The sequence below is a fragment of the Moraxella pluranimalium genome, from assembly GCF_002014825.1.
GTDB lineage: Bacteria > Pseudomonadota > Gammaproteobacteria > Pseudomonadales > Moraxellaceae > Moraxella > Moraxella pluranimalium.
In genome coordinates this window covers 1-10,097 of record NZ_MUYU01000021.1, presented here as the reverse complement: position 1 = coordinate 10,097, position 10,097 = coordinate 1, and the positions used below count along the sequence as shown (strand labels likewise).

Sequence of the window (10,097 nt, the reverse complement as noted above, 5' to 3'; positions counted from 1 at the left end):
ATACAGAACTCAGTCCTTGATGAAACCTTGACCGTTAATCTTAGTGTCTAAGAATTGGGGGTCGGTTCATTTTGGGGCGATTTTTTTTATGCTTGTCAAAAATTTGTAACAATTTTCAAAACATCCGTGCACGATGGATGACGAAAATGGCAAGTCGTGATAGACTATAGCCATCTTTTTTCTATCAAAATTTTTCAATATTGGGGTGGGTATGCAAGGATCATGGTTTTGGATGCTATTGGCTGTTGCCGTCGTGCTGTTGGGCATTTATGTGTTCGTTCGTGGCTTACGCCTAAAAAATGACACACTTGAAAATGGTCAGCCAAATACCAAGCATGGCCTGCCAATCATCCCCCGTGATGAGCGTGAATTTGAGAGCCAAGATGATGCGCCTGATACCCAAGATGCGCTGTCAAATATGGCCGAAGCCATGCAAGCTACTCCGATTGATACGCTCAATACAGCACCTGTTGCACCTGCTGAACAAACTGCACAACCATCATCGACGCCAACTGCCCAAGTTGTTGCCAATGCACCGAGCGAAAAACAGGTGCAGATGGATCAGGTGGATAATGGTTTTCATGAGCCATCAGAAGTGCTTGAGCGTCATTTGGACGAACAACAAGCCTATAACGAAGCCAATAATCCGCTAGGTCATTATGACGGTATGGTAACCATTGTGATTACCCCACAGTTTGGTGCAGGGATTTCGGGTCGCAAAGTGCTAGAAATCAGCCGTAATTATGGCTTGCGTCATGGTACGATGAATATGTTCCACCGTCATGAGATGGAAGATGGTCGTGGCGAGCGTTGGTTTAGCATGATGGCAGAAGACAGCAATGGCCCAGTGGCATTTGATTTGAATACGTTGGCGGATGATCATTTCACTGGTCTGATTCTATTCTTGGTATTCCCGCACAATCAGCTGTTGCGTGGCTATGACAGCATGGTATCAACAGCCAATATGTTGGCTCGTGAGCTCAACGCGGTGCTCACTGACGAAAATCGCACGCTGATGGATGATGAAGCATTTGCCCGTTTGCGTGGTATTCTCTCAACGCATTAATAATCCTGCTATAAAGTTCCAAACCGCTCTTTTGTTGAGCGGTTTTTTGACTCAATATGATTTGAACAAAAGAAGTATCGTATGAATGATTTATTTGATTTTAATAGCCATACACCGTCGGTGAGTGACCAAGTCGTCATTGATGAGATGCGTGCTTTGATCGATGTCCTAAAAAGACACAACCATGCCTATTATGTGCTGGATAATCCGACCATCAGCGATGGTGAGTATGATGGCTTAAGACGACAGCTGATCGCTCTTGAGACCGACCATCCCTCACTGATCCAAGCGGATAGCCCGATACAGACGGTGGGCGGTGAGCCGTTGCCGTTTTTTACGCAGGTGGCACATGATATTCCGATGTTGTCATTGGGTAATGTGTTTGATGCTGAGGATTTGGCAGGCTTTTTACGCCGTGCCAATGAGCGATTGGGCAGTACTGTGCCTGAATACGAGATGGAGCTGAAGCTTGATGGCTTGGCAGTGTCACTCAAATACGAGTATGGTCAATTTGTACAGGCGGTCACTCGTGGCGATGGACAAGTGGGCGAGGACATCACGCACAATGTTCGCACCATTCGCAATCTACCCTTATCTTTACCAAGCTGTGCTGAGATCGCACTGCTTGAGGTGCGTGGCGAGGTGCTGATGCCAAAGGCGGGTTTTGATAAGCTCAATCGTGACAGCCAAAAGCGTGGCGAGAAGACTTTTGCCAATCCACGCAATGCCGCTGCTGGCTCACTAAGACAGCTCAATCCTGCCATCGCAGCAGCTCGCCCACTGGCGTTTTTTGGTTATTCGGTGAACCAAGGCTTGCCAGAGGGTATCGACACGCAGTCAGGAGCGATGGCTTATCTTAGTCAGCTTGGCTTTGAGACATCGCCGTTTGAAGTGGCGACAAGTTTTGATGAGATTCAGCAGTTTTATCAAGACACTATCGCAAACCGTAGCAACCTCCCCTTTGAGATTGATGGCATGGTGATCAAGGTCAATAGCCTAGTTCTACAAGAGCGATTGGGGTTTTTGAGCCGTGAACCACGCTGGGCGACAGCGTACAAATTCCCTGCCGAGACTGTGCCGACACGCCTACTGGATGTCGAATGGCAAGTGGGACGCACCGGTACGCTGACACCGGTGGGTAAGCTTGACCCCGTCAATGTCGGCGGCGTGACAGTGAGCAATGTGACTTTGCATAATTTTGGTGAGATTACACGGCTGGGCCTGATGATTGGCGATATGGTCAATGTGCATCGGGCAGGCGATGTCATCCCTAAGGTCTCAGGCAATATCCTTGAACTGCGTCCATCGGATGCCCGAGTGATTAGTCTGCCAAGCACTTGCCCTGTCTGTGATTCGCCTGTGGCATTGCCCGAAGGTGAAGCGCTCGCTCGCTGTACTGGTGGGCTGTACTGCGGTGCACAGCAACAAGAAGCGCTGATTCATTTCGTCGCTCGCCGTGCGATGGATATTGATGGGCTTGGCACATCGTGGCTGATTAAGTTTTTTGAGATGGGGATTGTCAAGACGGTGGCGGATATTTATCAGCTACACACTCGTGCTGATGAGCTGATGCTTATCGAAGGACTTGGTGAAAAATCTGTCACCAAGATGCTCTCTGCCATCGAAGCGTCAAAGGCGACGACCTTGCCACGCTTTATTTTTGCGCTTGGTATTCGTGGCGTGGGTGAGAGTACGGCACTGAGCCTTGCCCAAGAATTTGGCGATTTGACCCCGATTATTCAGGCGGATTTGACCCAATTACAAGCCGTGCCTGATATTGGCGAAGTGACGGCGCAGGCGATTTATGATTTTTTCCGTGCATCGCACAACATCGAAGTGCTTGATGCCTTGCTCACGGCTGGGATTCATTGGCAAGTGGTGGATGCCAGCGCCAAAGCCGATTTGCCATTGGCAGGCGAGACTTGGGTGGTGACAGGTACGCTAGGCAGTATGGGGCGTGACGAAGCCAAAGACAAGCTTGTGGCACTGGGCGCAAAAGTCGCCGGCAGTGTCTCTACCAAGACCACGCGACTGCTTGCCGGCGAAAAAGCGGGCAGTAAGCTTGATAAGGCGACAAGTCTTGGTGTGACGGTGGTGAGCGAAGACGAATTTTTGGCATTATTGGCAAAGCTTGGCTGATGTGCTAGTATGATAAACACTAAAAATTATTAAACAATACAAAGAGTTGAGATGAAAACATCCAATCAAAGCGTTGCCATGCTTGGGCTTGTGGTCGGTTGTGTGATTTTTGGCATGGGCAGTCTGATTGTGGCGCATGTGTCTGTCGGCTCGTATGCGATGGCATTTTGGCGGCTGTTGATTTCATCGGTGGTGTTTTTGGTGCTTGCCAAGTGCTTTCATCAAGCCTTTCCCACGCACCCAAAAGCCGTGCTATTTGCCCTGCTGTCAGGGGCGGCGCTTGGGGCGGATTTGGCACTGTGGCATGAGAGTATCCATGCGGTCGGGCCGGGGATTTCGACACTACTAAACTCATTGCAGATTTTCTTTTTGGCATTCATCGGCTTTGTGTTTTATCAAGAAAAACAAACCAAATTTCAGCTTATCAGCCTAGTGCTTGCCATCATCGGTGTGGGATTGATAGCAAGCCCTGAGTTTGCACACAATATCCAAGCAGGTTGGGGCTTTGTCTCGGGCATCGTCTCGGGGGCGTGCCTTGCCATTTCGATGACTTGGATACGCCAGACGTATCAGTATCAGACGGTGGCGATTTTGCCCTTGATGGCGCTCGTCGGTGCCGGTGGTGCGTTGGCGGTGGCGCCTGTGATGTGGCTTGTTGATACGGGGCGTATTGTGCCGACTTCGTGGGCAGATGTGGGCGGTATTGTGGTGTATGGCACGGTGATGCAGTGCTTGGCGTGGGGCTTGATTGCGTATAATATTCCCAAGCTAAGCCTTGCTTTGACAGGACTGCTGCTACTGTCTGAGCCTGTGGCAGCGCTGGTGCTGGATTATTTTTGGCTGGATAAAGCCATCAGCGGGCTACAGTGGAGTGGTGCGTTTTTGACGATGTTGGCGATTTATTTGGGGTCTATCAAGGCAAAATCAGCGCATTGATGGCACTTGTCAAAATACTCGGCTTTTGTTCATGCTTGATAAGCTGGCATAAACAAAAGCCTTTTTTATTATCACTATTTTGCCGAGACTATCTCAATCGGCAACACCAAGCCTTCACCGAATTTATCGGCAATCACATACTCATGCGTCTCATTGACGACATCGGGTGTGACTTGGATGACAAGTGCAGGCTTATCGCCATCACGAAAGCTGTGAGCGATATATTTGCCTGTCAGCTGGTCTAGGACTTTGCCAAGTGCTTCGGGACTTGCCATCGATAACATCATGGCGTACTGTGCCTGCTCGGGGCTTAGGTTGTATGCTTTGGCATAGTTCACCACAGGCTGTGAGTCTTTGGCAAAGGGATAATTAAAACTGCCTGCATCCACACGCACAGCTTTGGTATCGATATATGACCAGTCGATTTGGGTTTTGCCATCGGCGGTGGTGATGGGCTTGGCAGTGGGTGTGTCAGCATCTTGGGCAGTGCCATCAGCCGCCTTGAGTTCATTTAATAGCGCATCGACATCGTGCGGATTGTCGCTTTGTGCGGTGTTGGTGCTTTGAGCTTTGTCAGTGGTGCTGGTTGTCTCAGTGCTGACGGCGGCTTGTTGTAAATTTTGTTCGCTGTTATCAGCACAAGCGACTAGCGTAAGTGCCGCACAGATGATGGCGATAGCGTGATGACTGACTGACATAATTTCCCCGATTAGATATCCAAAGTGATTTTGGTGCTAGATTTTACCGAATTCATCACAAATTGGCTATTAAAAGTTGCTACATTATTCTCACCGGTCAGATTTTGGCGGGTGAAGCGGTGGTATTCTTGCATATCTTGATTGGCGACAATCAGCACAAAATCATAATCCCCCGAAATCTCATAACAGCTCATTACCTGCGGATGTGCCGCCATCAGCCGCTCAAAGCGGTGCTGTAAGGGCGTGTTTGAATTGACCATCTTAATCAGCACAAGCACGGTCAAGGGGCGACCGACTTTGACCGCATCGACGATGGCGACACTGCGTTCGATGACTTTGGCATCGGTCAGCTGACTGATACGGCGCTGTGTGGTGGCAATCGAAGTGCCAAGTTTTTCGGCGATGGTTTTGAGTGGTAAGGCGGCATCATCTTGAAGTAGGTTCAAAATTTTCTTGTCGATGTCATCAAGTGCGTGCATAATATTGACTTTTTCCAAAAATATGAGAAATTTTATCAATAATCCCAATTTTTTGCAAAATAAATTCATATTTATGCCTTTTTATAAAGATAAATTCTCATCATGACTTGCTACAATAAGCGTCAAATCCGCACCGCTAACGAGCCAAGTTATGACCACACTCATCCAAAAATACACAGGAAATTTACCATTTATGCGCCATGCTGACATCAAGCACAACACTGTCGTCATCGGTGTTATCTTGGCAGTGCTATCCAATGTACTGTTTGGGGTGCTGTACGCCTATGGCAAATGGATGTCGCCGCTGTCAGGGACGCAGGTGTTTTTGTGGCGGATGGTGATGATGTGGGCGTGCTTGGCGCTGTTTTTGGCGATGACGGGCAAGATGGCAGAGTTTCGTGATGAGATTGGTGCTATCAGGGGTGTCAAATCGTGGCTGTACTTGCTTGTGCCGACGCCAATTCTAGCCAGTCAGCTGTGGCTATTTATGTGGGCGCCAGTCAATGGTCAGAGTATCCAAGTGTCGATGGGGTATTTTTTGTTCCCATTAGCGATGGTGCTGGCAGGGTTTTTGGTGTTTCGTGAACGCCTAAGCCGACTACAATCGGTGGCGGTGGCACTGGCAGCAGCAGGCGTGGCGTTTGAGATTTATCGTACCAGTGGCGTAAGTTTTGCGACTTTATGGGTGTGTGGCACTTATCCGATTTATTATGTGATGCGCCGTAAGCAGGGCATCCGAGCATTGACGGGACTGTTTTTTGATTTGTCCATCATTGCGCCGATTTGCCTTGTGTGGATTATCAGCACTGATGCCATCGATGTGGCGGCAAATGGCGTGCTACTTGCCAAAGCGGTGGGACTTGGGGCAATCAGCGTGCTTGCGATGGCGACCAATCTGCAAGCAGGGCGACTACTGCCAGTGAGCTTGTTTGGGATGCTAAGCTACCTTGAACCTGTGCTGTTGTTTTTCTTATCCATCACGGTGCTTGGGGCGGTGTTTAGTCCATCGATGCTGATTAGCTATGGCTTGATTTGGCTTGCGGTGGTGTGTCTGATTGCTCAAGGTGTCATCACCAATCGCAAAAAGTATGATGATAAATAAGCTTAAAAATAAGCAAGCAAAAAGCCGATAGTTGCACTGTAACCATCGGCTTTTTTGTTTTAATCCAAGTTATCCATCAATGCACTTCATCAACATATTGACTGATTTCAATCAAATTGCCATCAGGGTCACGGCAATACACCGAGCGAATCTTACCCACTGCACCCGTGCGTGGTACGATGCCATTTTCTAAAATCTCAATCCCATGTGCCTGTAGCGTCGCCATCACATCAGGCAGCGGTGTGTCGGTCAGCAGGCAAATATCTATCGTGCCTATGCTAGCGTGCTGGGCATTGGGCAGGATTTCATTGCCTTTTTGGTGTAGGTTGAATTTTTGTTGCCCAAAGCACAACGCCTTGCGATTATCCCCAAAAGTGGTCAACGTCATGCCAAGCACTTGGGTATAAAACGCAATCGTACGCTCCATATCAGCGACAGTCAAGACCACATGGTCAATGGCAGTGATGTTCATCTTGATTCATCCTTGTTTATCAATACTGACAAATCATGTGTTTTGGAATGGCAAATGCCATCACTGATTAATAGTCATGATTAATAACCTTGATTTTTAAAGCCACGCTGTTTATCACGGGCAAAATCTCGCTCTTTGAGCGTCGCTCGCTTATCGTGCAGTTTTTTGCCTTTGGCTAGGGCGATTTCGCATTTGACGCGGCTATTTTTCCAATAGCATGACAGCGCCACCACCGCATAGCCTTTTTGATTGACCATACCAAACAGCTTATCAATCTCACGGCGGTTCAGTAGCAGTTTGCGAGTGCGGATGTTGTCAGGATGGATGTGTGTTGAGCTCGTCAGCAGTGGCTGAATGTGCGCCCCGAACAAAAACGCTTCGCCATTTTTAAAAATCACATAACTTTCGGTGATGCTCATCTTGCCGGCACGGATGGATTTGACTTCCCAACCTTCGAGCACGAGACCCGCTTCGATGGTATCTTCGATAAAAAATTCATGCCGTGCTTTTTTGTTGGCGCAGATTTGATTACTTGGTTTTTTTGCCATGTGTTATCCTAAAAAGTTCTTAAATTTGTCAATTGATAGCATTATAACAAACTTTTCATCAAATGGGCGAGATTTGCCAAATTGCCGATTTATCCAAGCCAAGCTTGCACGGGTGGGGCAAATTTTGATAAGATGCCAAGCAAAGTTGTCGATGATTGACACAGTTTTGGTAGTTATTTTCGTAGTTATCTTAAGTATATTTATTCAAGGAAAAATCCCATGCTAGACAGCAAACCGACCCTACAAACCCTGCTTGACCATCGCTCAATTCGTAAATACACCGGCGAGCCGATTTCAGATGAGATGCTGACCGCCGTGCTTGAAGCGGGGCGTGCGGTATCGACATCGAGTTTTTTGCAGGCGTGTAGTGTGATTCGTGTGGTTGATAAAGCCAAACGCACCGCACTGCGTCAGATTTCGTGTGATATGAGTGAAGAAGCCTACACGCAGGCACTGGCTGATGGCAAGCGATTGGGTCATGCCTATGTCGAAGATTGCGCCGAGTATTTGGTATTTTGTATGGATGCGCACCGTCACAATCAGCTTGCTGATGTGCAGACAGACTGGACAGAAGTGGCAGTGATTGGGGCGATTGATGCGGCATTGATGGCGCAAAATGTCCTAGCCGCTGCCGAGAGTCTAGGGCTTGGCGGTGTGTATATTGGTAGCCTGCGTAATGACATCGCCCGAGCAGGTGCGGTGCTTGGCTTACCAAAGCACGTCGTGCCGCTGTTTGGTCTGTGTCTAGGTCATCCTGATATGTCATCAAAAATCAACCAATCACAGCGTCCACGCCTACCGCTTGATGTCATCGTCTCAACCGATACTTATCAAGTGGCAAGCGATGACACCTTGTCAGCCTATAATGAAGTTGTCAAAGAGTACTACAATGGTCGTGGTATCGATATGGACTGGAAAGCGCAAATCGCAAATCGCCAGCACCTTTGGCGGCGAAGTGCGCCCGTTTATGCTTGAATACCTACAATCTCAAGGTTTTTGTAAGTGTTAATCGCTTGATAAAGCATAGCAAATGGATAACAAAAGGGCGATGTTGGTCGCCTTTTTGTTTGTCTATTAAGCAGATGACTTTATCTTTATAAGTTTTAAAACTTGGCAAAATTTGTTACCATAGCAGTTTTTAGGCTTTTTATGGGCGACATCATGACGACATCCACTCGCAAAGTCCTATATCCGGGCACATTTGACCCGATTACCAATGGGCATATTGACTTGGTCAATCGTGCGCTTAAGTTATTTGATGAAGTCATCATTGCGGTGGCGTTTGCGCATCACAAAAAACCCTTATTCGATTTTGATGAACGAGTGGCGATGGTCAAGGTATCCTTTGACAATCCCAAGATTTCGGTTGTGCCGTTTGAAGGCTTGTTGGTGGAATTTGCTCGTGAACAAGGTGCAAGTGCGGTGCTTCGTGGGCTGCGAGCGGTGAGCGATTTTGAATACGAATTTGGCTTGGCAAGTATGAACCGCAGCTTAGATGAGCAGTTTGAAGCGGTATTTTTGACACCGTCGCAGGAATATTCATTTGTATCATCGACACTGGTGCGTGAAGTGGCAAAGCTTGGCGGCGATGTCAGTAAATTTGTTCCGCCTGTCGTGCTTGATGGCTTTGCCAATAAATTTGCCAACAAGGGGTAATTATGGCACTAAAAATCACCGAAGAATGTATCAACTGCGATGTCTGCGAGCCTGTTTGTCCAAATGACGCCATCTATGCAGGCGAAGATATTTATGTCATCAATCCACAGCTATGCACCGAGTGCGTCGGGCATCATGACACACCGCAATGTGTGGATATTTGCCCTGTCGATTGTATCCCAAAAGACCCTGAGCATCCAGAGACACAAGATGAGCTGATGGCAAAGTACCAAAAACTCACCGCAAACTGATTCACTTATGCTATAATCAACACTTGGCAGACCAGACAATCGCTGTCCGACCACTTAATTTAATTGGCATGATAAGTTGCCATACCCATGCGAATGCAGTTAAATTCAGTGGTCGGAGGGAGGAAAGTCCGGGCTACACAGGGCAGCGTGCTAGCTAACGGCTAGGGGGCGAAAGCCTACGACCAGTGCAACAGAGAACAGACCGCCAACGCCAATCGGCACGGTAAGGGTGAAACGGTGGGGTAAGAGCCCACCGCATGACTGGCAACAGCTCATGGCAAGGTAAACTCCACGCGTAGCAAGACCAAATAGGTGTCCAATCGGTTGCCCGCCGAGGATACGGGTAGGTTGCTCGAGCGTGTCAGCGATGGCACGCCTAGATGAATGATTGTCCACGACAGAACCCGGCTTATCGGTTTGCCAACTTATTTATAGTAGTTTTAAAGTGGCGATTACTGGGAAAATATAGCCCAAATCGTCTCTCAGCTGTGATGGCTATCCTTAACATCACAAAAATTTTGCAAAATCACAAATTTTTGTCAAATTGTTGTTGACAAGGGTAAACTTTGTGCTATAATTTGCGTCCTGTAACGGCGATGTAGCTCAGCTGGTTAGAGCGCACGACTCATAATCGTGAGGTCAAGAGTTCAAGTCTCTTCATCGCCACCAAATATTATAAAAATTTTAAAATTAGTGCTTGACATTCGATTTTAAATCATTATAATACGCAACTCAAGTCATCCACTAGAC

At 47.8% G+C, this 10,097-nt stretch carries 11 protein-coding genes, 1 tRNA gene and 1 other RNA gene; 9 read left to right on the top strand and 4 right to left on the bottom strand.

Annotation, left to right across the window (positions count from 1 at the left end; genetic code table 11):
• Window positions 1-211 precede the first annotated feature (211 nt).
• The 3 genes from B0680_RS08430 (at window position 212) to B0680_RS08420 (ending at window position 4,141) form a co-directional block, all read left to right on the top strand.
• Window positions 212-1,066: a cell division protein ZipA C-terminal FtsZ-binding domain-containing protein gene (locus B0680_RS08430; protein ID WP_078254662.1), complete on the top strand. Its 855-nt coding sequence runs from the start codon at window positions 212-214 to the stop codon at window positions 1,064-1,066.
• Window positions 1,067-1,147: 81 nt separating this feature from the next.
• Complete coding sequence (gene ligA / locus B0680_RS08425; RefSeq protein WP_078254661.1) at window positions 1,148-3,205, top strand: NAD-dependent DNA ligase LigA; 2,058 nt, start codon at window positions 1,148-1,150, stop codon at window positions 3,203-3,205.
• Between the two features lie 51 nt (window positions 3,206-3,256).
• The gene (locus tag B0680_RS08420) at window positions 3,257-4,141 is read left to right on the top strand and encodes a DMT family transporter (protein ID WP_078254660.1); all 885 of its coding nucleotides are present in this window, start codon (window positions 3,257-3,259) and stop codon (window positions 4,139-4,141) included.
• 74 nt (window positions 4,142-4,215) lie between these two features.
• Here B0680_RS08420 and B0680_RS08415 read toward each other — a convergent pair whose 3' ends face one another.
• Both B0680_RS08415 and B0680_RS08410 read right to left on the bottom strand, forming a co-directional pair.
• Window positions 4,216-4,839, bottom strand: a complete 624-nt coding sequence (locus tag B0680_RS08415) for a hypothetical protein (protein ID WP_078254659.1) — start codon at window positions 4,837-4,839, stop codon at window positions 4,216-4,218.
• A gap of 11 nt (window positions 4,840-4,850) precedes the next feature.
• Window positions 4,851-5,318, bottom strand: coding sequence for an Lrp/AsnC family transcriptional regulator (locus B0680_RS08410; protein ID WP_228143783.1), 468 nt, complete (start codon window positions 5,316-5,318; stop codon window positions 4,851-4,853).
• 151 nt (window positions 5,319-5,469) lie between these two features.
• On the opposite strand from B0680_RS08410, the gene rarD reads away from it, so the two are divergent.
• Window positions 5,470-6,420 (top strand): EamA family transporter RarD, encoded by a 951-nt coding sequence (rarD, locus tag B0680_RS08405; protein ID WP_228143782.1) that lies wholly within the window; start codon window positions 5,470-5,472, stop codon window positions 6,418-6,420.
• 76 nt (window positions 6,421-6,496) lie between these two features.
• Here rarD and B0680_RS08400 read toward each other — a convergent pair whose 3' ends face one another.
• Entirely contained in the window at window positions 6,497-6,892 is a 396-nt protein-coding gene (locus tag B0680_RS08400) for a VOC family protein (RefSeq protein WP_078254658.1), read from the bottom strand.
• A gap of 80 nt (window positions 6,893-6,972) precedes the next feature.
• The gene (smpB, locus tag B0680_RS08395) at window positions 6,973-7,440 is read right to left on the bottom strand and encodes an SsrA-binding protein SmpB (protein ID WP_078254657.1); all 468 of its coding nucleotides are present in this window, start codon (window positions 7,438-7,440) and stop codon (window positions 6,973-6,975) included.
• A gap of 219 nt (window positions 7,441-7,659) precedes the next feature.
• Here smpB and nfsA point away from each other — a divergent pair, with 219 nt between their 5' ends.
• The 5 genes from nfsA to B0680_RS08370 all read left to right on the top strand — a co-directional run bounded on the left by nfsA (window position 7,660) and on the right by B0680_RS08370 (window position 10,016).
• Window positions 7,660-8,415: an oxygen-insensitive NADPH nitroreductase gene (gene nfsA, locus B0680_RS08390; protein WP_228143781.1), complete on the top strand. Its 756-nt coding sequence runs from the start codon at window positions 7,660-7,662 to the stop codon at window positions 8,413-8,415.
• Window positions 8,416-8,601: 186 nt separating this feature from the next.
• Complete coding sequence (gene coaD / locus B0680_RS08385) at window positions 8,602-9,096, top strand: pantetheine-phosphate adenylyltransferase (protein WP_078254663.1); 495 nt, start codon at window positions 8,602-8,604, stop codon at window positions 9,094-9,096.
• 2 nt (window positions 9,097-9,098) lie between these two features.
• On the top strand, window positions 9,099-9,347 hold the full coding sequence (locus B0680_RS08380) for a YfhL family 4Fe-4S dicluster ferredoxin (protein WP_078254656.1): 249 nt from the start codon (window positions 9,099-9,101) through the stop codon (window positions 9,345-9,347).
• Between the two features lie 23 nt (window positions 9,348-9,370).
• An RNA gene (gene rnpB / locus B0680_RS08375) (RNase P RNA component class A) lies at window positions 9,371-9,775 on the top strand.
• 164 nt (window positions 9,776-9,939) lie between these two features.
• A tRNA-Met gene (locus B0680_RS08370) sits at window positions 9,940-10,016 on the top strand.
• Window positions 10,017-10,097: the final 81 nt, after the last annotated feature.